Annotated in this window: 21 protein-coding genes; 10 read left to right on the forward strand and 11 right to left on the reverse strand. The window is 62.1% G+C overall.

Annotation, left to right across the window (positions count from 1 at the left end; all coding sequences use genetic code 11):
- The 7 genes from Q7C33_RS28120 to Q7C33_RS28150 all read right to left on the reverse strand — a co-directional run.
- The coding region (locus Q7C33_RS28120; protein ID WP_407684559.1) for an MJ0042-type zinc finger domain-containing protein at positions 1-178 on the reverse strand (178 nt) is incomplete at its 3' end.
- A gap of 30 nt (positions 179-208) precedes the next feature.
- The gene (prmA, locus tag Q7C33_RS28125; RefSeq protein ID WP_407684546.1) at positions 209-1087 is read right to left on the reverse strand and encodes a 50S ribosomal protein L11 methyltransferase; all 879 of its coding nucleotides are present in this window, start codon (positions 1085-1087) and stop codon (positions 209-211) included.
- 190 nt (positions 1088-1277) lie between these two features.
- Positions 1278-2633, reverse strand: a complete 1356-nt coding sequence (gene accC / locus Q7C33_RS28130) for an acetyl-CoA carboxylase biotin carboxylase subunit (protein WP_030138028.1) — start codon at positions 2631-2633, stop codon at positions 1278-1280.
- 17 nt (positions 2634-2650) lie between these two features.
- Positions 2651-3115, reverse strand: a complete 465-nt coding sequence (gene accB, locus Q7C33_RS28135) for an acetyl-CoA carboxylase biotin carboxyl carrier protein (RefSeq protein ID WP_198797868.1) — start codon at positions 3113-3115, stop codon at positions 2651-2653.
- A 48-nt stretch (positions 3116-3163) separates the two neighbouring features.
- Positions 3164-3616 (reverse strand): type II 3-dehydroquinate dehydratase, encoded by a 453-nt coding sequence (gene aroQ, locus Q7C33_RS28140; protein WP_018605716.1) that lies wholly within the window; start codon positions 3614-3616, stop codon positions 3164-3166.
- Between the two features lie 324 nt (positions 3617-3940).
- Positions 3941-5887 (reverse strand): methyl-accepting chemotaxis protein, encoded by a 1947-nt coding sequence (locus Q7C33_RS28145; RefSeq protein ID WP_407684547.1) that lies wholly within the window; start codon positions 5885-5887, stop codon positions 3941-3943.
- Between the two features lie 52 nt (positions 5888-5939).
- Positions 5940-7610: a diguanylate cyclase gene (locus tag Q7C33_RS28150; protein ID WP_407684548.1), complete on the reverse strand. Its 1671-nt coding sequence runs from the start codon at positions 7608-7610 to the stop codon at positions 5940-5942.
- A gap of 426 nt (positions 7611-8036) precedes the next feature.
- Between Q7C33_RS28150 and Q7C33_RS28155 the strand changes: the two genes are divergently transcribed.
- The 6 genes from Q7C33_RS28155 (at position 8037) to Q7C33_RS28180 (ending at position 14660) form a co-directional block, all read left to right on the forward strand.
- Positions 8037-9104: a DUF2333 family protein gene (locus Q7C33_RS28155; RefSeq protein WP_030138032.1), complete on the forward strand. Its 1068-nt coding sequence runs from the start codon at positions 8037-8039 to the stop codon at positions 9102-9104.
- Positions 9105-9107: 3 nt separating this feature from the next.
- A complete protein-coding gene (locus tag Q7C33_RS28160; RefSeq protein ID WP_030138033.1) occupies positions 9108-9665 on the forward strand; it encodes an NUDIX hydrolase in 558 nt (185 codons plus the stop codon).
- 171 nt (positions 9666-9836) lie between these two features.
- The gene (locus Q7C33_RS28165; protein WP_334598746.1) at positions 9837-10208 is read left to right on the forward strand and encodes a translation initiation factor Sui1; all 372 of its coding nucleotides are present in this window, start codon (positions 9837-9839) and stop codon (positions 10206-10208) included.
- 209 nt (positions 10209-10417) lie between these two features.
- Positions 10418-12331 (forward strand): arginine decarboxylase, encoded by a 1914-nt coding sequence (speA, locus tag Q7C33_RS28170; RefSeq protein WP_198797871.1) that lies wholly within the window; start codon positions 10418-10420, stop codon positions 12329-12331.
- A 227-nt stretch (positions 12332-12558) separates the two neighbouring features.
- On the forward strand, positions 12559-13866 hold the full coding sequence (locus Q7C33_RS28175) for a contractile injection system protein, VgrG/Pvc8 family (RefSeq protein ID WP_407684549.1): 1308 nt from the start codon (positions 12559-12561) through the stop codon (positions 13864-13866).
- Positions 13863-14660: a DUF4123 domain-containing protein gene (locus Q7C33_RS28180; RefSeq protein WP_030138037.1), complete on the forward strand. Its 798-nt coding sequence runs from the start codon at positions 13863-13865 to the stop codon at positions 14658-14660. The genes Q7C33_RS28175 and Q7C33_RS28180 overlap by 4 nt, the downstream gene beginning before the upstream one ends.
- A gap of 3 nt (positions 14661-14663) precedes the next feature.
- Here Q7C33_RS28180 and Q7C33_RS28185 read toward each other — a convergent pair whose 3' ends face one another.
- Positions 14664-16013: an MATE family efflux transporter gene (locus Q7C33_RS28185; RefSeq protein WP_323154801.1), complete on the reverse strand. Its 1350-nt coding sequence runs from the start codon at positions 16011-16013 to the stop codon at positions 14664-14666.
- Between the two features lie 211 nt (positions 16014-16224).
- A complete protein-coding gene (locus tag Q7C33_RS28190) occupies positions 16225-16518 on the reverse strand; it encodes a hypothetical protein (RefSeq protein WP_030138039.1) in 294 nt (97 codons plus the stop codon).
- A gap of 164 nt (positions 16519-16682) precedes the next feature.
- Between Q7C33_RS28190 and Q7C33_RS28195 the strand changes: the two genes are divergently transcribed.
- Genes Q7C33_RS28195 through Q7C33_RS28210 form a run of 4 tightly spaced genes read left to right on the forward strand, consistent with a single transcriptional unit; the run spans position 16683 to position 18944 of the window.
- Positions 16683-16991 (forward strand): MazG-like family protein, encoded by a 309-nt coding sequence (locus Q7C33_RS28195; protein ID WP_323154802.1) that lies wholly within the window; start codon positions 16683-16685, stop codon positions 16989-16991.
- Complete coding sequence (locus tag Q7C33_RS28200) at positions 16984-17733, forward strand: methyltransferase (RefSeq protein WP_198797874.1); 750 nt, start codon at positions 16984-16986, stop codon at positions 17731-17733. The genes Q7C33_RS28195 and Q7C33_RS28200 overlap by 8 nt, the downstream gene beginning before the upstream one ends.
- Before the next feature lie 24 nt (positions 17734-17757).
- Entirely contained in the window at positions 17758-18366 is a 609-nt protein-coding gene (locus tag Q7C33_RS28205) for a DUF4136 domain-containing protein (protein WP_407684550.1), read from the forward strand.
- A gap of 20 nt (positions 18367-18386) precedes the next feature.
- Entirely contained in the window at positions 18387-18944 is a 558-nt protein-coding gene (locus Q7C33_RS28210; RefSeq protein WP_334598751.1) for a DUF4136 domain-containing protein, read from the forward strand.
- A gap of 105 nt (positions 18945-19049) precedes the next feature.
- Here the strand turns inward: Q7C33_RS28210 and Q7C33_RS28215 are convergent, their stop codons facing one another.
- Entirely contained in the window at positions 19050-19904 is an 855-nt protein-coding gene (locus tag Q7C33_RS28215) for a MaoC family dehydratase (protein ID WP_407684551.1), read from the reverse strand.
- A gap of 2 nt (positions 19905-19906) precedes the next feature.
- Entirely contained in the window at positions 19907-21259 is a 1353-nt protein-coding gene (locus Q7C33_RS28220) for a 3-oxoacyl-ACP reductase (RefSeq protein WP_407684552.1), read from the reverse strand.
- Positions 21260-21399: the final 140 nt, after the last annotated feature.

A 21399-nucleotide genomic window follows, 5' to 3' on the forward strand; every position in this document is an offset into this window, starting at 1 on the left:
GGGCCAGGGGGGGCGCGCCGTTATTGCCCGTGCGTTGCTCCAGCAGTTGCCGCGCGGCATTGAACACTTGCAGGCACGAGCCACAGCGAACCACCCCGCGGGCCACGCTCAATTGAGCATGGCTGACGCGAAAACTGGTGTGGCAATGCGGGCACTGGGTGACGAAGCTGTCGGTCATGCGGCAATCCGGTTGATACAGGCGGCCATTCTAGCGCCGACGTCCGGTGATGCGCACCCAGCCATCACGATTGGCGATCGGGTCCAGGTCAAAGTCCGCAGCATAAGCGGCGGCGACTTCTTCGCCCTGTTCGGCGAGGATGCCCGACAACGCCAAGCGTCCGCCGGGCTTGACCAGGCCCGACAATTGCGGCGCCAGCGACACCAGCGGGCCAGCGAGAATGTTGGCCACCAGTACGTCGGCCTGCACGTTCGGCAGATCCTGCGGCAGGTACAGCGGGAACAGATCTTCGGCAATGTTGTTGCGCCCGGCGTTGTCGCGGGATGCTTCCAAGGCCTGGACATCGATGTCGGTGCCGACCGCTTCCTTGGCGCCCAGCAGCAGTGCGGCGATGGCCAGGATTCCCGAGCCGCAGCCGAAGTCCAGCACATTGCAGCCCTTGAGGTCCTGGCCGTCGAGCCATTCCAGGCACAGCGCGGTGGTGGGGTGGGTGCCGGTGCCGAACGCCAGGCCCGGGTCCAGCAGCAGGTTCACTGCGTCAGGTTCCGGCGCGGCATGCCAGCTCGGCACGATCCACAGGCGCTGGCCGAAACGCATCGGCTGGAAGTTATCCATCCAGCTGCGTTCCCAATCCTGGTCTTCGATCACTTCGCTGTGATGCTCGGGCAACGGGCTGCCGGTCAGCAGCGCCAGGTGGGCGAGCACGCTGGCCGCCTCGGTGCCGCCTTCGAACAACGCCAGCAAGTGGGTGTGGGACCACAGTGGGGTGGTATTGAGCTCAGGCTCGAAGATCGGCTGGTCTTCGGCGTCCATGAAAGTCACCGACACGGCACCGACTTCAAGGAGCGCATCTTCGTAGGTTTCGGCTTGTTCCGGGCTGATGGCCAGGCGTACTTGCAGCCAAGGCATGGCGGGCACCTTTGAAAAAATCGACAGGGGGCAGCGCGCAGCTGCAAAGGCGCGCAGTGTACGCCAGGTCGTCATCAAAGTGGATAAGCGAGTCGTGTGCTGTCCGAAGGGGTGGATGCGTATCGTGAAGCACACAAAAAAAGACCCCGGGCCAAAACGGACCAGGGTCTTTTTTACATCCTTTGAAACATCAGTGCTGGTTACCCAGCTTGTGTTCCAGGTAATGGATGTTGACGCCACCTTTGCAGAAGCCTTCGTCGCGGACGAGGTCGCGGTGCAGCGGGATGTTGGTCTTGATCCCGTCTACCACGATTTCGTCCAGCGCATTGCGCATGCGCGCCATGGCTTCGTCACGGGTCGCCCCGTAGGTGATCAGCTTGCCGATCAACGAGTCGTAGTTCGGCGGAACCGCATAACCGCTGTACAGGTGCGAATCGACGCGAACGCCGTTGCCGCCTGGGGCATGGAAATGCTTGACCGTGCCTGGGCTTGGCATGAAGGTCTTCGGGTCTTCGGCGTTGATCCGGCACTCCAGCGAGTGACCGCGGATGACCACGTCATCCTGGGTGAACGACAGCTTGTTGCCGGCGGCGATGCTGAGCATCTCCTTGACGATGTCGATACCGGTGACCATTTCCGAAACCGGGTGCTCCACCTGAACACGGGTGTTCATTTCGATGAAATAGAAACGACCGTTTTCGTAGAGGAACTCGAAGGTGCCGGCGCCACGGTAGCCGATGTCGATACAGGCCTTGACGCAGCGAGCCAGGACTTCCTGGCGAGCCTGCTCGTCGATGCCCGGTGCCGGTGCTTCTTCGAGGACCTTCTGGTGACGGCGTTGCAGCGAGCAATCGCGGTCGCCCAGGTGGATGGCATGGCCTTGACCGTCAGACAGTACCTGGACTTCGACGTGACGTGGGTTGGTCAGGAATTTTTCCAGATAGACCATCGGGTTGCCGAACGCCGCGCCTGCTTCGGAGCGGGTCAGTTTGGCCGAGGAAATCAGGTCTTCTTCCTTGTGCACCACACGCATGCCGCGACCACCGCCGCCGCCAGCGGCCTTGATGATCACCGGATAACCGACTTCGCGACCAATGCGCAAAGCAGTTTCTTCGTCTTCAGGCAGCGGACCGTCGGAACCCGGAACGGTCGGTACGCCGGCAGCAATCATGGCGTGCTTGGCCGAAACCTTGTCGCCCATCAGGCGGATGGTGTCGGCTTTCGGACCAATGAAGGCAAAGCCGGAGTTTTCGACCTGTTCGGCGAAGTCGGCGTTTTCCGCGAGGAAACCGTAGCCAGGGTGAATGGCGGTGGCACCGGTCACTTCGGCGGCGGCGATGATCGCCGGGATGTGCAGGTAGGAATGCGCAGCCGACGCCGGACCGATGCAGACGGACTCGTCCGCCAGGCCCAGGTGCATCAGTTCTTTGTCGGCCTTGGAGTAAACGGCGACGGTCTTGATGCCCATCTCTTTGCAGGCACGCAGAATCCGCAGGGCGATCTCACCGCGGTTAGCGATCAGAACTTTTTCCAACTTCGCAGTCATCAAAGGCTCTCCGCGGTTCAAACGATGGTGAACAGCGGTTGGTCGTACTCAACCGGCTGGCCGTCTTCAACGAGGATGGATTCGATCACACCGCTGGTTTCAGCTTCGATGTGGTTCATCATCTTCATGGCTTCGACGATGCACAAGGTGTCGCCTTTCTTCACGGTCTGGCCGACTTCAACGAACGACGGCGAGGATGGCGAAGACTTGCGATAGAACGTACCCACCATTGGTGAACGAGCGACGGTGCCGTTCAGCGCTGGCGCCGCAGGTGCGGCTGGTGCGGCAGCGGCTACTGGCGCGACGGCCGGAGCCGGTGCGGCAGCCGGGGCTTGCATCGGGGCCGGTGCATAGAACTGCTGGGCCGGGGTCTTGCTGTGGCGGCTGATGCGTACGGACTCTTCGCCTTCCTTGATCTCGAGCTCGTCGATGCCGGACTCTTCCAGCAATTCGATCAATTTCTTAACTTTACGGATATCCATGAATCATCAACTCCCAAGGGTCGGTCAGGGGCGTTTAACGCTTGTTGTTCAAGCTGTTGCCTGTTTTTCAAGCTGCTCTAGAGCGGCCTCCAGGGCCAGTCGGTAACCGCTGGCGCCAAGGCCGCAGATCACTCCCACCGCTACATCCGAGAAGTAAGAGTGATGGCGGAAAGGTTCGCGTTTGTGCACGTTGGACAAATGCACTTCGATGAATGGGATGCTCACCGCCAGCAGCGCGTCACGTAATGCGACACTTGTGTGTGTAAAAGCTGCTGGATTGATCAAAATGAAATCCACGCCTTCGCCACGCGCGGCATGGATGCGGTCGATCAGCTCATATTCGGCGTTGCTTTGCAGATAGAGCAAATGGTGGCCGGCATTGCGGGCCCGCTGCTCCAGGTCCTGGTTGATCTGGGCCAGTGTCACCGCGCCGTAGACGCCCGGTTCGCGGGTGCCCAGCAGGTTCAGGTTGGGTCCGTGCAGGACCAAGAGGGTCGCCATCTGCTGTTCCTTGTTATCCGTGAGCAGGTGTCAGAACCCGGAGACTATGCCGCAAAGCCTTAATGACTGTCCAGTTCTCGGCAATAGCCAGCACGTTGACCGATGTTTGCGCGAAATTTATGACCGAGGTTTCTGATCTGGTCATACGGTTGGAAGCCGAACCCACACCGGAATCAATGTGGACATTCACCCTGCGATCAACCGGATTACTGTGGGAGCGAGCTTGCTCGCGAAGACGGCGGTACACCCAACATCAAGGCAAGCTGATCTACCGCTTTCGCGAGCAGGTTCGCTCCCACAATGGATGTGTGGTGTTTGTTGAAGTCACACCCGAAACGCCTGCACCGCGGTATGCAGCCGTCCGCCGAGCACCAGCAGGTTGTCGCCCTGTTCTCGCCCCTGGCCGATGCGCTGCAGATTGTCTCCACCCAGTTGATGTATCCGCTCGCTGTGGTCGCGTATCTCGCTGACGGCGTCGCTTTGCTGGGCGGTGACATCGGCGATGCGCACGGCCGTATCGGCAATGGTCTGGATGGCCCCGACGATGGTGTCCAGCGCGCCGTCGGCCGCTTGTGCCTGGTTAGCGGTGGCTTCGGCGTGTTCGACCTGGGCACGCATGCCGTCCACCGACTGGCGCGCGGCCAGTTGCAAGCGGGCGATCAGCGCCTGGATTTCCGAGGTGGCGCCAGCCGTGCGCTGGGCCAGGGAGCGGACTTCCTCGGCCACCACCGCAAAGCCGCGGCCCATCTCCCCGGCGCGGGCGGCTTCGATGGCGGCGTTGAGGGCCAAGAGGTTGGTCTGGTCGGCAATCGAGCGAATGACCGTCAGCACGCCGCCAATGGTCGCCGATTCCTCGGCCAGTTGTTCGATCATCTGCGCGTTGCCTTGCACCTCGCCCACCAGCGCATGGAGGCCGGCGAGGCTCTGGCCGATGACTTTCTGCCCGTGCTCCACCGCATTCCCGGCGCTGCGACTGGCATCGGCGGCCTGGCTGGCATCGCCGGCCACCTGTTGGATGGTCGCCTCGAGTTCGCTGAGGGAGTCACGAATCAACGCAGTATCGCCCGCCTGGTGTTCGGCGCCGCTGTGCAGCTCGCCGCTCAGTTCGGCCAAGGCCCGGCTGCTGCCGGCCACTTGCTCGGCGTTCTGGCGGATGGCGCCCACCAGGTCCACCAGATAAGCCCGCAGGCGGTTGAGAGAGGCTTCGATATCCTTCAGTTCACGGTTGCTGGCGCCCACGTGGATATCGCCGCTGAAATCTCCTTCTGCCCAGGTCGACAAGGCTGGAGCAAGGCGGGTCAACGTCCGGGCCAGGCGCCGCTGCAGGGTATCGATCAGCAGTGCGATCAGCAGGATCAGGCCGATCATCACGCCCTGGATCATGCGTACCTCGCCCTGGATTCGTCCGTGCTGGGCGCGCACCGCGGGCTCCATGGCATCGATCGCTTGTTGTACATTGGTGGTTTTCAGGTGCGAAGCATCGCTCAGTTCGGTGCGTTTCTGAATCAATTCGCGGGTGCGGGCCAGTTCCGCCGGGTAACGTCCGAGCAGGCTGTTGAGCTCACGCTTGAGCGCGATACCGGCGTCTTCGGTAGCGGCCTTTTCCTGGGACTCCAAACCCATCATGGCGGCGAAATCATCACTGCCCGATTCGCTGCTGGCGGTGACGCCGAGCAATGGCAGGCTATCGAGCTGTTGGGCCTGGGCGCGGATACTGACAAGTTCCCTTTCGACGTCGGCGGCCAATTCGCTACGGCCACTGCTGACGAGTTTGTCTCGGGCGAGGGACAAACGGCCCAGATGCTGCGACGCGGCGAACAGCGGCGGCAGATAAGCGGGCGCGCCGTTGGCGTACTGGGCCAACTGATCGAGGCTGGCGCTCAGTTCCCGTTCGGCTTGCAACAACAGGGCCTGGGGGTCGCCGGCCAATTTGCCGGCGGCCAGCAGGTCGGTCTTGCTGAAGCTGTCGAGGTTCGCCAGGCTCGGGCGCAGGGTCTTGGCCAGGTCCGGGGGGAACTGGTCCAGTTCGTTTTGCAAGCTTTCCAGCGCTTGGGTGGCCGCGCTGAGGCGCAGGGCGTCGCCGCTGGCCAGGTAATCCTCGATATTGCGTGCCACTTCGCCCTGGAACTGCCGCGACAGGCCCAGGTAGCGTTCCATGAGTAGATACGGACGTTCCAAGGCGATCTGCGACCACCAAAGGGTGGCGCCAAGGCCAAGGCACACGGCAACTAAAAGAAGGGTGTTGAGATTGGTCAGCAGCTTCAGGCGCATCAAGGGTCTACCGGGGGCAGAATCGTAAGTGCCTGAAGTTATTGCGTTTACGTTACAAGTTTATGACCGAATCGGTGGATTCCGATGAAAAGGTGGCACTTTGCTTTGATTGCCTGGCGCTCTGTACCCGGTTGCGCCCTGCGTGCTTGGCGCGGTACAGCGCTTCGTCCGCCTGGCTGGCCATCATCAGGCTGTCGGACTCCTCGCTCATCTCCACCACCCCGGCGCTGAAAGTGCACCACAGGTCTTGCGGTTGGGCTGGGTAATGGATTTCGGCAAAACGCTGGCGGATTTCGTCCAGTACCTTGCAGGCCGCATCGATGTCGGTATCGGGCATGACGATGGCGAATTCTTCGCCGCCATAGCGCCCGATGAAATCGGTCTTGCGCAGCCGCTGTTTGAGAAACAGCGCCAGGCTCTTGATCACCCGGTCGCCCATGGGGTGGCCGTGGCTGTCATTGACTCGCTTGAAATGATCGATGTCCAGCATCGCGAAGCTCAGCGGCTTGCCCTCGCGGCGGGCGCGGAAGCTGCAGTCTTCGAGCAATTGCAGGATGTGGGTGTGGTTGTAGAGGCCGGTGAGGCTGTCGCGGACCATCCGCGCCTTGAGATTGCGCGCCCGGGCTGCGCGGTTGCGCACTGTGGTGATCAGGTGCCGGGGCTTGATCGGTTTGGTCAGGAAGTCATCGCCGCCTTCGCTCATGGCGTCGAGCTGCTTGTCCAGATCGTCTTCGGCGGACAGGTAGATGATCGGCACGCTGACATAGCGGTCGTTGTGGCGAATCACCTTGGCCAGTTCCGTGCCGGTGCAGGCGGGCATGTACATGTCGAGAATGATCAGGTCGGGCTGGAAATCCGCCAGTTCGGCCATGGCCTGGATCGGCTCGATGAGTGTGCGGGTGACGATGCCTGCGCTGTTGAGCAGGCGCTCGGTGTGCAAGGCCTGGGCGCGGGAGTCATCGATGATCAGCACTTTATAAGGTTCGTACTGGGCGACGCAGGTCAGCACTTCGATCTTTTCCAACAGGCTCGAGGCTTCGAGCGTGCCGGTGAGAAATTCCTGGCCACCGGCGCGCACCGCTGCCAGGCGGGTGGGTGTGTCGGTTTCGAGCAGGCTGAAGAAAAGCAATGGAATGGCCTGGTCGAGTCCTTCCTGGGCTTGGGCCGCTAAGGTCAGGCCCGCGCCGGGGCCGCTGAAATCCACATCCATGACGATCGCCGCGGGCAGGCGCTCGATCATCGAGGCCCGGAACGCCGCGACACTGTCCAGCGCCTGGGCACTGAGGCCGAAGAATTCCAGTTGCTTGGCCAGCCGTTCGGCGCGGTCGTGGTCTTGCAGCATCACGTAGATCGGCTTGCGCAGCGGCGGCAAGAAGGTCTGCTCGAGCTGGTCGCCGTGGCGCAGGCCGGTGCGGGACAGGCGTTGCATCAAGCGATTGATCTCGGTGATCAAATGGCTGCTGAGGCGCCCACGATTGGCGTCCACCGCCTGCAGCGACTGGCTGATGCCTTGGGCGAGCTGGCAATGCTCGGGCTGTTCGAAACGCTCGGCAAAGCGCAGCAGGCGCAAATTGGCTTCGCTGAGCTCGGACAGGTCGTTACTCGACCACTCGCTGCGTTGCAGGCGCTGCCATATCTCGAGGATCTGGCGAGCCTGGTGAATTACCCGCTGGGCAAAGTGGTGCTTGAGGCGCTCACGGCTGGGGTCTTCTGACTCGGTCATATCCTGACTACTAGTTAGGGGGCATGCTGAGATCGACTGGTGGCTCTATGCTAGCACCTCTTTTCCCTTACATGAGTGTCGTACGTCAATAAACTGCCAAGAGATGCCATTCAGTTTCTGACCGAGCGGTTTTCAATCGGCTGGCCTCTGTCCTTCAATGCCCTGAAATCAACAGGTGCAGCGGTTTTTTGGATCCTATTTGCATGCCTGCTCCGCTGTGTAAAAAGAACCGATCTGCCCGCACGCAGGCGTATGTGGAGATGACCGCCCTGAATTTTCGGCCGGCAGAGTTAAGGGAAACCCTTAGGAGTCACTTGGCTTCCTGGTGGTAATTCTCCGATAAGCCCAACGACGGATGCCGGCCAAGGCACGTTGATGTAAGGTTGTGGTCGAACCGTGAACTCAAGTGATTGAAGGGACATCGCCATGCTGGACTGGAAAAACCGCGCGGGCAGCGCGCCTGAACGCGCCGCCGAGCCGAAATCGGACACCCGCAGCTACCTGGGCGGGCTGTTTTTCAGCCGGGCACTGGCCACGCTCATCGGTCTCTATTTGCTGGTGACCATTGCGGTGGGTTGGTATTGGAGCCAGGAGCCTGCGCTGTTTCCGGTGCAGCAGAATGCCCAGGCAGCGGCCGAGAAGGATGGCAAACAAATGGTGGTCGGCTACACCACCGTCGAAACCCTCAAGACCGTGGCCGGAACTTTGCTGACCAAGCAGGGCGGCTACATCTCCAACGACCGTTTCCCCCCAGGCCTTTGGATGGACAACATGCCGAGTTGGGAATACGGCGTCCTGGTCCAGGTTCGCGACTTGAGTCGCGCCCTGCGCAAGGATTTCGCCCGTTCCCAATCGCAGTCCGCAGAGGACGCCGACCTTGCCAAGGCCGAGCCGCGCTTCAACTTCGACAACCGCAGTTGGGTGCTGCCCTCCAGTGAGTCGGAATACCAGGAAGGCATCAATTCCCTGAGCCGTTATCAGGCGCGTCTCTCCGATCCGGCCCAAAAGAGCGCTTTGTTCTATGCCCGCGCCGACAACCTGAACAACTGGCTGGGCGATGTCGGCACTCGCCTGGGCTCGCTGTCCCAGCGGTTGTCTGCCAGCGTGGGCCGGGTGAAGCTCAACACTTCGCTGAAAACCGAGGTCCCGGCTCCAGGCCAGGTACCGCAGGTGGATGAAGAAGTGGTCGAGACGCCATGGCTGCAAATCGATAACGTGTTCTATGAAGCACGTGGCCAGGCTTGGGCGCTGTCCCATTTGCTGCGCGCCATTGAAGTGGATTTCGCCGATGTATTGGCGAAGAAAAACGCCACGGTCAGTGTGCGGCAGATCATTCGCGAGCTTGAGGCTTCCCAGGAACCGGTCTGGAGCCCGATGATCCTCAACGGCAGCGGTTTCGGTGTGTTGGCAAACCATTCGCTGGTCATGGCCAATTACATCTCCCGCGCCAACGCAGCGGTAATCGACTTGCGGCAATTGCTGAACCAGGGCTGACCGATGGACGAAAGCACCCGGGAGGTCGCTCACCGAGCGGCCTCGGATGCCGAGCTGATCGCTTGGGTCGATGAGCATGACAACCTGCTCGGCAGCCTGGTGCGTTCAGACTTGCGCGAGCGCGGCCTGATCGGACGCGGCACCTACATCATGCTGTTCAATTCGGCCGGTGACTTGTGCGTTCATCGCAGGACGTTGAGCAAAGCCATCTATCCCGGCTATTGGGACGTCGCGGCCGGTGGCATGGTGCAGGCGCACGAGACCTACGCCGAGTCGGCAGCCCGTGAGCTTGAGGAGGAACTGGGTGTAAGCGGGGTGGATCTGGTTGCCCATGACCATTTCTATTTCGAGGACACCGGCAGTCGCTTGTGGTGCTCGGCGTTTTCGGCCGTGTGGGACGGTCCGTTGATCCTGCAGCCGGAAGAAGTGCTGGAGGCGCGTTTTTTGCCCGTCGAACAGGTGCTGGAGGAAATCCGCCACAAGCCTTATTGCCCGGACTCCCTGGCGGCGCTCGGACGTTATTTGCGAGCCCGGGAGGGCGGTGTCGCAAAGAAGCTGTAAATTGGCGCCGATTGGCCCTTAGCAAGTCGCCTTTTTGTCGTTACACTGCGCGACTTTTCAAGCTTGGCCGACATCGTTCGGCCCAGTTGCGCTGCCCCTGCCTGAGTGGGGCTTCGCGGTCGAGGCACTTTCGCCCCTCGACCAGTCTTTGTCCTCCCAAGAGGATTGCCGGTGGCCAAAAAAGCCGCATCCTTCGCCGCCCTGGGCGGCCTGGTATTTTCTACCGACGCCGGTCGTCATTGCCCTGATTGCCGCCAGCCGGTGGATGCCTGCATCTGCAGACAGACCGCCATTCCCGCCGGCGACGGTATCGCGCGCGTGCGCCGCGAAAGCAAAGGTCGCGGTGGCAAGACAGTGACTACGATTACTGGCGTGCCGCTGGCCGAAGACGCCCTCAAGGAACTGGCGACGACGTTGAAGAAACGTTGCGGTACGGGTGGCGCGTTGAAGGACGGCGTCATCGAGATCCAGGGCGATCACGTCGAGCTGCTGTTGGCGGAACTCACCAAACACGGCTTCAAGGCAAGGAAATCCGGCGGCTAGCAGCCTCTGTGAAAACCACCCCGGCTTGATCCGAACCCCGGTTCGCCAGTCGCCCGCATGGTTTTCACAGAGCCTGTTCTGAACGGGTTTTAAACTCAGCGCTGCGGGCAGGGTCTACCTTGCTTACAGGCAAATCGTCATTTCCATTCTCTAGACTGCGCCAGCCTCCGACCGGATGGTGCATTTTGACTTCTTTATAGGGGACTTCGATGTCCGTACGACGCACACGCAAAGACGATGGCAGCCAATGGACAGTTGCGGACAGCCGCAGTGTTTACGGGATCCGCCATTGGGGGGCCGGGTATTTCGCGATCAATGAAGCCGGTCGCGTCGAAGTCCGTCCGAATGGCCCCGACAGCTCGCCTATCGATTTGTACGAGCAAGTCGACCAGCTGCGCCAGAGCGGCCTTTCGCTGCCCTTGCTGGTGCGCTTCCCCGACATCCTGCAAGACCGGGTGCGTCAGCTCACCGGCGCGTTCGACAGCAACATCGCGCGCCTGGAATACCAGAGCCAGTACACCGCGCTCTATCCGATCAAGGTGAACCAGCAGGAAGCGGTGATCGAGAACATCATCGCGACCCAGAACGTCTCCATCGGCCTTGAGGCTGGCTCCAAGCCCGAGCTGTTGGCGGTGCTGGCCCTGGCGCCGAAGGGCGGGACCATCGTCTGCAACGGCTACAAGGACCGTGAGTTCATCCGCCTCGCGCTGATGGGCCAGAAGCTCGGCCACAATGTCTTCATCGTGATTGAAAAAGAATCCGAAGTCGGCCTGGTGATCGAAGAAGCCGCCTCGCTCAAGGTCAAGCCACAGGTGGGCCTGCGGGTGCGCCTGTCGTCCCTGGCGTCGAGCAAATGGGCTGATACCGGTGGTGAAAAATCCAAGTTCGGCTTGTCGGCCGCGCAATTGCTCTCGGTGGTTGAGCGTTTCCGCGACGCCGGCCTGGACCAGGGTATTCGCCTGCTGCATTTCCACATGGGTTCGCAGATCGCCAACTTGGCGGACTACCAGCATGGCTTCAAGGAAGCGATCCGTTACTACGGCGAGCTGCGCAACCTTGGCCTGCCGGTGGATCACATCGACGTCGGCGGTGGCCTGGGCGTGGACTACGACGGTACGCACTCGCGCAACGCCAGCTCGATCAACTACGACATGGACGATTACGCCGGTGTCGTGGTGGGCATGCTCAAGGAGTTCTGCGACGCCCAGAGCCTGCCGCATCCGCACATCTTCTCCGAAAGTGGCCGCTCGCTGACCGCCCACCACGCCATGCTGGTGGTGCAGGTGACCGACGTCGAGAAACATCACGATGACGTGCCGGTGATCGAAAACAAGGAAAGCCTGCCGGAAACCGTGCAATGGCTGGTGGACCTGTTAGGGCCGACCGACATCGAGATGGTCACCGAGACCTACTGGCGCGCCACCCACTACATGAGCGATGTGGCTGCCCAGTACGCCGACGGCAAGCTGACCCTGGCAGAAAAAGCCCTGGCCGAGCAGTGCTACTTTGCTGTGTGCCGCCGCCTGCACAACTCGCTGAAGGCCCGTCAGCGCTCGCACCGCCAGGTGCTGGACGAGCTCAATGACAAGCTGGCCGACAAGTACATCTGCAACTTCTCGGTGTTCCAGAGCCTGCCGGATACTTGGGCCATCGGCCAGGTGTTGCCGATCCTGCCGCTGCATCGCCTTGACGAAGAGCCATTGCGCCGTGCCGTGCTGCAAGACCTGACCTGCGACTCCGACGGCAAGATCAAGCAGTACGTCGACGAACAGAGCATCGAGACCAGCTTGCCGGTCCACTCGCTCAATCCGGGTGAAGACTATCTGCTGGGTATTTTCCTGGTGGGTGCCTACCAGGAAATTCTCGGCGACATGCACAACCTGTTCGGCGACACCGACTCGGTGAACATCTACCAGAACGCCGACGGTAGCGTGTATCACGCCGGTATCGAAACCCACGACACCATCGAAGACATGCTGCGCTACGTGCACCTGTCGCCGGAGGAGCTGATGACGCATTACCGCGACAAGTGCGCCAGTGCCCGTATCACCGCCGCCGAGCGCACGCAATTCCTGGATGCGCTGCGCCTGGGGCTGACGCGTTCGTCCTATCTGTCTTCCTGACAGGGTCGCGCAGCGGTTGCGTTAATGAATATGGCGAGGGAGCGTGCTCCCTCGCCATATTGTTTGCGTGGAAGGATTTTTCTCGCATTCGGCTACGTACTTTGCTGCGTTTGACCGGGCGAGGTCCTTATTTCATGTAGTCCCTTTCCTAATCTGTCCTTGAGCTCTCTACTCGACCAAGGCTCTCAGCGAGAATGCCCGGTCGCCCCTCCTGTAGAGAAACGCCGATGTCCGATCCAGCCTGCGAGCTGTCATTTCGTCTGGAGATAGCCGGTCTGCCTGAACCCTTCGTCGTCGTGGCCTTCACGGGCAGTGAAGCCATCAGCGAGCCGTTCGTTTTTGAGGCGCAGGTGCTGACCGGCGACCCGGCCCTGGATTTGGCGGGTCTGTTGTACCGAAGCGCCTGGTTGAGTTTTGGCCCCCCCGGTCGAGGCATTCACGGGCAGCTTCATGAGCTCGTGCAAGACCGACATGGCATCGGTTGCCGCGTGCGTATCGGGCCGAAGCTGGCATGCCTTGCACTGCGCTTCAGCCAGCGCGTGTTCAGCGCACGCTCGGTACCGCAGATCATCCGCCAGGTGCTCAAGGAGCACGGCATCAACGGCCGCGACGTTTGCCTGGACCTGAGTCGCGACTATCCCGTGCAGGATTTCTGTACCCAATATCGTGAATCCGACCTGCAGTTTCTCCAGCGGGTGTGCGCCCAAGCGGGCATTCATTTTCATTTCGAGCAGGGCCGAGACGGACACGGCGTGGTGTTCGCCGATACCGTGGGCAGCGCTTCTCCTGCTGGCAAGGCTGTTTACAGCAGTGGAATACAGGCTTCGGCAGTGCATGCGTTCAGGGTCGACATCGACGCTTCGAGAGGGCTCGTCGCTCGTGGGAGCAGCGATCTGACACATCTGTACGGCGGCCAGATCCTGTCGTTGACGGCGCATCCCTATAAAGAGTGGAATCAGCGTTGGTTATTGACCGAGGTTGAACATCGTGGACAGGGTGGGGCGTACACCAATCAGTTTCGAGGCGTCCCGTGGGGGTTGCCGTTCGTGGCGGGCAGGGTTCCCGAAAAACCTGTCATGGTGAGTCGGCAACGTGGATGGGTGGTGGAAGTCGAGGCTCCGGCAGAACAGGTGGCCGGGCGGCTGGCGGTGCAGTTCGACTGGGTTTATCAGGGAGAAGGTGCCAGCCCCAGCCATTGCTGGTTGCCCTTGGCGCCGGAGCTGGCAGGGTGTGCGGTGGAGGGCATCCGCGAGGGCACCGAGGTGGTGGTGAGCTTCATCGAGGGTGATCCGGATCGTCCTCTGATCAGTGCTTTCCTCGGTTCCCCCGCCAGCGCGGAGATTGCCTGCGACCCGCTTCCGAGCGAAACGCTGGAGGACATGCGCTTGCCGCCCGGCGTCGATTCGCCGTTGCTCTCCGCGATCCAGAAGGGTGAGCCGCTGGTCCTGCTCTGCCTGCTGCCCGGAGGGGGGCGCTTCAGTCACTGTACCCAGTCGATATGCACCTGCCGCATGGTCACGGACGCGGCGCCATGAATGCCGCCGTCATGCCTGGCCCCGCGCCTCAATGGTTACTGCTCGACGTGTCGGACGCCCCCGACGCCGCGCCGCGTCTGCAGGCGCAATTTGCCGAAGCCCGGCGCTTAGCCCTGTTCGAAGATACCGAATTCCATGGACTGCGGGCACACGGTCCGCTGCTGGTGGATCTGCGGCAGTCGCCTGCGCTGGCCAGCCTGTGTCATCTGGATGCGCGGTCCTGGCCGGGTTTGCTGTTGTTCACCGCCACGCCCGCCGAGCATCTCCTGGTACACCTTCGAAGAATGTTGACGGTGACGCTGGGCCTGCACCACAAAGCCTTGCTGAGTTACTACAACCCCCATACCGCCAGTTATTTCTTCGATGGTTGCGATCCTCGGGAACTCAGTCGCTGGCTGGGGCCGATCAACCAGTTGCGCTGGTTCGGCGGTACCTGGGCTGATCGGTCGACGGGGTGTCAGGGCTGGCAACAACTCTCCAACCCCGGGCTGCCGGTGCCGGCACTGGACAATGAACAGGGTCTCAGCGACAGGCAGCAGGGCAAGTTGCAGGCCTGTCTGCTGGAGCGCCACGTCTGGCGATGGTCGCGCTCCACGGGGCGCGACTATTGGTTGCTCTGGGGGTATTTGCAGCAGGGCTTGGCCCTTGGCTTCAGCGAACAGGCTGTACTCGACGGCTGGCTGTGGCTGCGCTTGCAATACCCTGACGCCCGGCCAGTGTCGAGCTTGCCAGGAGAGTCGCAGCGCGAACGCCTCGATCATCTGCGACGGCTATGGCAGGGCAAGCATCGCTGAACGTCATGTGCTGCGGGGTTCGAGCCAGCCGTCATTGCGTTGCAAACGCCAGGCGACGGTACCCAGGGTCAGGCTGCGCAATGACATGAACAGCAGGAAGGTGATCCACAAGCCGTGATTGCCCAAACCTTGCAAAATCCAGGCGAACGGCAGCGTGAGCAACAACGTCAGGAGCATGCCGTTGCGCATTTCCCGAGCGCGGGTGGCGCCGATGAACAGGCCGTCGAGCAAATAGCTCCAGACCGCAATCAGCGGCAGGGCCGCAAGGTAAGGCAGGTAACGGTAGGCGGTGTCGCGCACATCGGCGATGTCGGTTTGCAGGTCGATGAACAGGTGGCCTGCGAGCAGGAACAGCAGGGCAAACCCCACACTGGCGATCAAGGACCAACCGCAAGCGACCACCAGCGAACGGCGCAAGGCCAGACGATCGCGGGCGCCGATAGCGTGGCCGCACAGCGCTTCGACAGCATGGGCCAGGCCGTCCAGTGCATGGGCGGTCAGCAGCAGGCCGTTCAGCAACAAGGCGTTGGCCGCCACGGTTGCATCCCCCAGGCGCGCGCCCTGCACCGTGATCAGGAAAAACACCGATTGCAGCACCAGGCTGCGAATGAAGATGTCCCGGTTAACCGCCAGCAGCGGCTGCCAGCTTTTCCATAAGCCCAAGGCTGCCCAGGCTATTTGCCCCGGCCAGGCGCGCAGTGTGTTGCGCGCCAGGGCCAGGCCGACTAGCGCACCGGTCCACTCGGCGATTACCGACGCCCGGGCCGAACCGACCACGCCCCAGTCCAGGCCAATCACGAACCAGAGGTTGAGGGCGATGTTCACCAGGTTGGTCACCAACAGGATCGCAAGCGGCGCCCGGGCGTTCTGGGCGCCGAGGAACCATCCGACCAGTGCGTAACTGGCCAGGGCCGCGGGCAAACCGAAGAGGCGGGTGTGGAAGAAGTCCCGGGTCAGTTGATTGAGTTCTACCGACGGCTGCATGAAATGCAGCGCCACATCGCTCAAGGGCACCCCGACAGCCCCGAGCGTCACCGCCAGCCCCATCGCCAGCAGCAATCCTTGCAGCAAGACCTGTCGCAATGCCGCGCCGTCACCCCGACCGGCGGCCTGGGCGGCGAACCCGGTGGAGCCCATGCGCAAGAACCCCATGGCCCACGCCAGGACCGTATACAGACTTGCGCCGACCGCCACCGCGCCCAGTTGATGGGCGTGAGGCAAGTGGCCGATGACGGTGCTGTCGACCAACGCCACCAACGGCACGGAAATGTTGGAGAGAATCATCGGTGCGGCGACCGCCCAGACCCGGCGATGGGTGAAGCGGTCGCGCCAGTCGGCGATCAGGTTGGACATGCGGGCTCCTTGATGGAGCGCGATTGTAGCGGGTTATTGTTTGGTCGTTCCCTGCGGAACTTGGATTCATTGTGGCGAGGGAGCTTGCTCCCGCTGGACTGCGCAGCAGTCCCCCCCAAAAGCAGGGCCGCTGCGCGCTGGAGCGCCAGCCCGGCCCAGCGGGAGCAAGCTCCCTCGCCACAGGGTGTCAGGAAAGGGGACGAAGGAGACTTTAGTGAATGATCCAACTCAACAACCACAACCCGAGCACCAGCCAGATAATGCCCATGACGATCGACGCCCGCATGAAGGCGCGGATCGCCGAGTACAACAGCATCAGCCCGAGGATCAGCGCGACGATGCTGATGATCGAGGTGTCCATGCCCAGCGTGCGGGACAATCCGTCGACAAAATTGCCGCCCGCATTGGCCAAGGTGTTGAACAGGCCGCTGAGCAGGTCGACGATGAAACGGATCACCGAACCGAGCGCCTGGCCGAGCCATTCGAAAAAGCTTTCTGCCTGCATGTGTGCATCCTGATGAAGAGGAATCGAAATCGAGCCGTTGGCTCCTGATTGTAGGAGCTGCGACGGCTGCGATCGTTCGATTATGAGGCAATTCGCCGCTTCGTACCGAGACGCTTGCCTTCCCCCGTCATCCCCCCGAAGCTATGCGCATTCAGGAGAGCCCGATGAACCTTGTTGAACTGACCGAACGCCTGCATGCCATTCGTGACCGTAACGACTGGCGGCAATTCCACAGCCCGAAGAATCTCGCCATGGCCGCCAGCGTGGAGATGGCCGAGCTGGTCGAGATTTTCCAATGGTTGACCGAGGACCAATCGCGGCAGTTGTCGGCGGATAAACTGGCCCACGCGGGTCAGGAGGTGGGTGACATCGTGTTGTACCTGTTGCTGCTGTGCAGTGAGTTGGGCCTGGATATGGACGCCGTGGTGCGCAGCAAATTAGCCGACAGCGAACGGCGGTTCGTCCATGAGTGACCGTCATTTCGATCAGCTCGCCACGCGCTTCGCGGAAAAGATCTATGGCGGGGCCAAGGGGGCGATCCGCCTGGCCGTGCTCCAGGCCGATTTGCTGGAAAGCCTGCCGGAGCGGCCGCTGCGCGTACTGGACATCGGTGCGGGCCTGGGCCATATGTCGCTGTGGCTGGCCGAGCGCGGTCATCAGGTCACCTTGGCCGAGCCGGCCGAACCCATGCTCGAAGGCGCCCGTCAGCGCTTCGCCGAGGCCGGCCGGCACGCAACGTTCATCCAGGCGCCTTGGCAGGATCTGCTTGGCCAGCTCACCGAACCTTACGACCTGGTGCTGTGCCACGCAGTGCTCGAATGGCTGGCCGAGCCCCACGCGATCCTGCCGGTGCTGCATCAGCTCACGAAGCCTGGCGGCTGGTTGTCGCTGGCGTTCTACAACCGCGACGCGCTGGTCTATCGCAACCTGCTCAAAGGGCATTTCCGCAAGCTGCGCAAAAATGACATGGCCGGCGAGAAACAAAGCCTGACGCCGCAACAACCCCTTGATCCGCGGGAATTGGCGGCGCAACTTGAAGACCTGTGGCAGGTCGAAAGCCAGAGTGGCGTGCGGGTTTTCCACGACTACATGCCAGTGGAATTCCAAGGCCGCGTAGAACTTGCGCAGCTGTTGGAAATGGAACTGGCCCACCGTCGCCATCCGGCCTTTGCCGGTTTGGGACGTTATCTACACTGGGTGTGTCGGCCGCTCTGACCTGAAGAACCATCGGAGAGCGAAATGAAAGGTCGTTCAGGATTATTGGCGTTATGCCTCGGGCTCGCAGCCTGCCAGGGCAGCAACCCGTACGTCGCCACGTCCAATCCGTTGCCGCCGGCACCGCCCGAAGCCGCCACGGTGTTCGATCGCAGCGCCTACCCGGCGCCGCCCCGTGACTATGGACGCTATCGCAGTTGGGCCTGGCTCAACGGCCGGCTGCCACCGGGCACCGCCTGGGCGGATTCGGCCCAGGTCGCCGAAGCGGTGAGCGAGGCCTTGGACCAGCGTGGGTTGCGTCCACTGCATGACAACCGCCCAGCGGACCTCTTCGTCAGTGCCGAGCTGCGCCTGGAGACTCGCATCCGCCAGGTCCGGGACGATTACGACTCGGGGTACTACGGCGGCTACAACCGCTACGGACCGGGTTACGGCATGTACAACAGCGTTCCGATGGTACGGACTTACCAGGAGCAAGTGGTGGTGGTTCGAGTGGATCTGTTCGATGCCCGCAACGGCCAGCCGGTGTGGAGCACCAGTGCCGAGACCAGTCAGCGGGGCCATCAGAGCGAGCGCACCGATGCCATTCGTGAGGCCGTGGAAAAGGCCATGTCGGCTTATCCTCCCAGTTGATTACGCAACGGAGAAAAACCATGTTCCGCCGTCTTGTCCCGTTTGCCCTTGTCCTGCTGCTCGGCGCCTGCGCCAATAACCAGGTCAACCATGACTTCGACACCAGTCGGGATTTCGCGGCCTACCGCAGTTGGAGCTGGAAAGAGCCGGCCCTGCAATATCGCCCGGATGACCCGCGTATCAAGAGCGACCTGACCGAGCAGCGGATCCGCCAGGCGGTTGCCGATCAGCTTGACCAGCGCGGCTTGCGCCCGGCGCAGGCGGGGGCTCGGGGCGACGTGCAGGTCCAGGCCTATCTGATCGTCGAAGACCGCCAGCAGCAAGTGACGACAAACTATGGCGGCGGTTGGGGTGGCCCGTGGAATGGCTATTGGGGCGGGCCGATGTACAACGAGACCCGCAACGTCAGCTACAAGGTCGCCACGGTGCAGATCGACCTGCTCGATGGCAAGGACGGCAAGCTGGTGTGGCGTGGCAGCGACGAGCAACTGCTCAGCGATTCGCCCAACCCGGCGGAACGCAGCACGAAGGTGCGTGAGACGGTGGGGCGGATCCTGTCCAATTATCCTCCCCGCTGACGGCGCCATAACTGATGCAAGCTGACCCAGCGCCTTCGCGAGCAAGCCCGCTCCCACAGGTTGGTTAGTTTCTGTGGGAGCGGGCTTGCTCGCGAAGGCGGCCTTTCAGGCAACCGGCTGCCAACTTCCCAGCATATGCTCCAGCGCTCCAGCCCCCTCTAGTCGCAAATGCCCACTGGACCCCGCCGCACTTGCCAGCAACGTCACCTCGCTGGGCAGCCGCACCGGTTTCTTGAAGGTTACGTCGATCTCGATATTGGCCTCGGGCAAATGGTCATCCAGCGCCGCCAGGGCCCGGGCCTTGTTCCACAGCCCATGGGCGATGGCGGTGGGAAAACCGAACAATCGGGCGCTGGCGCCGCTCAGGTGGATCGGGTTGTAGTCGCCGGAAACCTTGGCGTATTGCCGGCCAATGTCCGCGGGCGCTGTCCAACGTGCCACTTCGGTCAGATCGAGGAGCGACGACGGCGGCTCCTCGACGAGCGCACCATCGAGCTGGACACCCTTGCACAGCATCTGGCTCTCGGCTTCCCACAGCGGTCCCAACTGATCTTCGATACGGGTCACCAGATCGAACACCGCACCCTTGGCGTGAGGTTGCAGGTTCTCGACGTTGACGCTGGCTCGCACTTGGCTGACTCCGCCCATGGGCCGCAGCACACGGATGCGGTTGCTCAGGTGAACCAGTCCCAGCAAGGGGAACGGGAACTCCCGGGCGGTCAGCAACTGCATTTGCAGGGCGAAAGCCAGGACATGGGGATAGGTCGGTGGCAGCAACCCGCTTTCGGCGAAGCCACAGACCTTGCGATACGCCGCGAGGCGTTGCGGGTGGACCTGGACCATCTGGCGCAGCCCGATGTCGGGCAAGATTGTGCCGGTTATCTTGCGGCGTGTCGCGGCCTTGGCGTACAGCCCGGACATCGACGGTGCGGTGTTTATCTCATGCCATTGGATCGTCATGCTCACGCCCCCAACAGGCTTTGCCCGCAGACCCGCAGCGCCTGTCCGGTCACGGCGCCCGTACCTGGCTGTGCGAGCCAGGCCACGGCTTCGGCGACATCCTGGGGCAAGCCGCCCTGGCCCAGGGAGCTCATGCGCCGCCCGGCTTCGCGCAGGGCGAAGGGGATGTCGGCGGTCATGCGCGTTTCGATGAAACCTGGCGCCACGGCATTAATGCTGATTCCCCGGGGCTGCAAGGCCGGTGCCCAGGCCTGCGCGAGGCCGATCAGTCCGGCTTTGCTCGCGGCATAGTTGGTCTGGCCGCGATTGCCGGCGATGCCGCTGATGGAGGCCAGCAAGATGACGCGGCCATTGTCCCGCAGGGTGCCGCTGTCGAGCAGCGCCTTGGTCAGCACTTGTGGTGCGTTGAGGTTGACCGCCAGCACGGCGTCCCAGAATTCCGGGGTCATGTTGGCCAGGGTCTTGTCCCGGGTGATGCCCGCGTTATGCACCACGATATCGATACCGTCGGGCAGGTGTTCGGTCAATTGCGCGGCGGCGTCTTCAGCACAGATATCCAGCGTCACGCTGCGCCCGCTCAAGCGTGCGGCCAGCGCGTCCAGGTCGGCCTTGGCCTGTGGAACGTCCAGCAGGATCACGTCGGCGCCGTCCCGGGCGAGGGTTTCGGCAATCGAAGCGCCGATGCCGCGTGCGGCGCCGGTCACCAGTGCCTTGAGCCCGGTGAGCGGTCGCGTCCAATCCTGGACTTGGGCCTCACAGGCCTTGAGGCGAATCACTTGTCCGGAAACGTAGGCGCTCTTGGGCGACAGGAAAAACCGCAGTGCCCCCTCCAGCTGCGTTTCGGCGCCCTCACCGACGTACAGCAACTGCAGCGTGCCACCGTGGCGAAGTTCCTTGGCCAGGGAACGGCTGAAGCCTTCGAGGGCGCGTTGGGCACTGGCGGCGAAGGGATCATCGAAGCTTTCCGGGGCACGGCCGAGAATGACGACATGGGCGCTGTGGTCGAGGTTTTTCATCAGTGGCTGGAAAAATTCGCGCAACTGCTTGAGTTGATCAACCTGCACCAGATGGCTGGCGTCGTACACCAACGCCTTGATTTTCGGGCCATGGCCGGGGATCCACTCGGTCGCCAGCGTCGGTTCGCCGCCGTAGATGAAGATCGCATCGGTCAGGCGCTTGGCAAACGTGCCGACCTGTTCGGTCAGCGGTCCACCGCCCAGAAGCAGGGCACCCTCGATTGGCCGCAACCGCCCGGCTTGCCAGCGCTCCAGGCGCACCGGCGATGGCAAGCCCAGAGCGCCAACCAGACGCAGGCCAATGGGCGAATTGGCAAAGTCTATGTAACGGTCTGACATGGAACACACTCCGGCTGATGAGGTTCCAAGTGTGGACCATGTTTGGCAATCAGTCGTTCGATCGCCGGGATAAAGCCTAAGCTTGTGGCTGGGGTACGTTACAGCAGGCTTATTTCGCATCTTTCGCGCATACAGGGGAG

Origin of the sequence: Pseudomonas sp. BP11-1-1 (genome assembly GCF_052112105.1) — a bacterium.
Classification (GTDB): Bacteria; Pseudomonadota; Gammaproteobacteria; order Pseudomonadales; family Pseudomonadaceae; genus Aquipseudomonas; species Aquipseudomonas alvandae.

What these genes read in the sequence shown, in the direction of transcription:
- prmA (WP_407684546.1), bottom strand. Translation starts at nt 1,087, where the DNA reads ATGCCTTGGCTGCAAGTACGCCTGGCCATCAGCCCGGAACAAGCCGAA.
- accC (WP_030138028.1), bottom strand. Translation starts at nt 2,633, where the DNA reads ATGACTGCGAAGTTGGAAAAAGTTCTGATCGCTAACCGCGGTGAGATC.
- accB (WP_198797868.1), bottom strand. Translation starts at nt 3,115, where the DNA reads ATGGATATCCGTAAAGTTAAGAAATTGATCGAATTGCTGGAAGAGTCC.
- aroQ (WP_018605716.1), bottom strand. Translation starts at nt 3,616, where the DNA reads ATGGCGACCCTCTTGGTCCTGCACGGACCCAACCTGAACCTGCTGGGC.
- Q7C33_RS28145 (WP_407684547.1), bottom strand. Translation starts at nt 5,887, where the DNA reads ATGCGCCTGAAGCTGCTGACCAATCTCAACACCCTTCTTTTAGTTGCC.
- Q7C33_RS28150 (WP_407684548.1), bottom strand. Translation starts at nt 7,610, where the DNA reads ATGACCGAGTCAGAAGACCCCAGCCGTGAGCGCCTCAAGCACCACTTT.
- Q7C33_RS28155 (WP_030138032.1), top strand. Translation starts at nt 8,037, where the DNA reads ATGCTGGACTGGAAAAACCGCGCGGGCAGCGCGCCTGAACGCGCCGCC.
- Q7C33_RS28160 (WP_030138033.1), top strand. Translation starts at nt 9,108, where the DNA reads ATGGACGAAAGCACCCGGGAGGTCGCTCACCGAGCGGCCTCGGATGCC.
- speA (WP_198797871.1), top strand. Translation starts at nt 10,418, where the DNA reads ATGTCCGTACGACGCACACGCAAAGACGATGGCAGCCAATGGACAGTT.
- Q7C33_RS28175 (WP_407684549.1), top strand. Translation starts at nt 12,559, where the DNA reads ATGTCCGATCCAGCCTGCGAGCTGTCATTTCGTCTGGAGATAGCCGGT.
- Q7C33_RS28180 (WP_030138037.1), top strand. Translation starts at nt 13,863, where the DNA reads ATGAATGCCGCCGTCATGCCTGGCCCCGCGCCTCAATGGTTACTGCTC.
- Q7C33_RS28185 (WP_323154801.1), bottom strand. Translation starts at nt 16,013, where the DNA reads ATGTCCAACCTGATCGCCGACTGGCGCGACCGCTTCACCCATCGCCGG.
- Q7C33_RS28190 (WP_030138039.1), bottom strand. Translation starts at nt 16,518, where the DNA reads ATGCAGGCAGAAAGCTTTTTCGAATGGCTCGGCCAGGCGCTCGGTTCG.
- Q7C33_RS28195 (WP_323154802.1), top strand. Translation starts at nt 16,683, where the DNA reads ATGAACCTTGTTGAACTGACCGAACGCCTGCATGCCATTCGTGACCGT.
- Q7C33_RS28200 (WP_198797874.1), top strand. Translation starts at nt 16,984, where the DNA reads ATGAGTGACCGTCATTTCGATCAGCTCGCCACGCGCTTCGCGGAAAAG.
- Q7C33_RS28205 (WP_407684550.1), top strand. Translation starts at nt 17,758, where the DNA reads ATGAAAGGTCGTTCAGGATTATTGGCGTTATGCCTCGGGCTCGCAGCC.
- Q7C33_RS28210 (WP_334598751.1), top strand. Translation starts at nt 18,387, where the DNA reads ATGTTCCGCCGTCTTGTCCCGTTTGCCCTTGTCCTGCTGCTCGGCGCC.
- Q7C33_RS28215 (WP_407684551.1), bottom strand. Translation starts at nt 19,904, where the DNA reads ATGACGATCCAATGGCATGAGATAAACACCGCACCGTCGATGTCCGGG.
- Q7C33_RS28220 (WP_407684552.1), bottom strand. Translation starts at nt 21,259, where the DNA reads ATGTCAGACCGTTACATAGACTTTGCCAATTCGCCCATTGGCCTGCGT.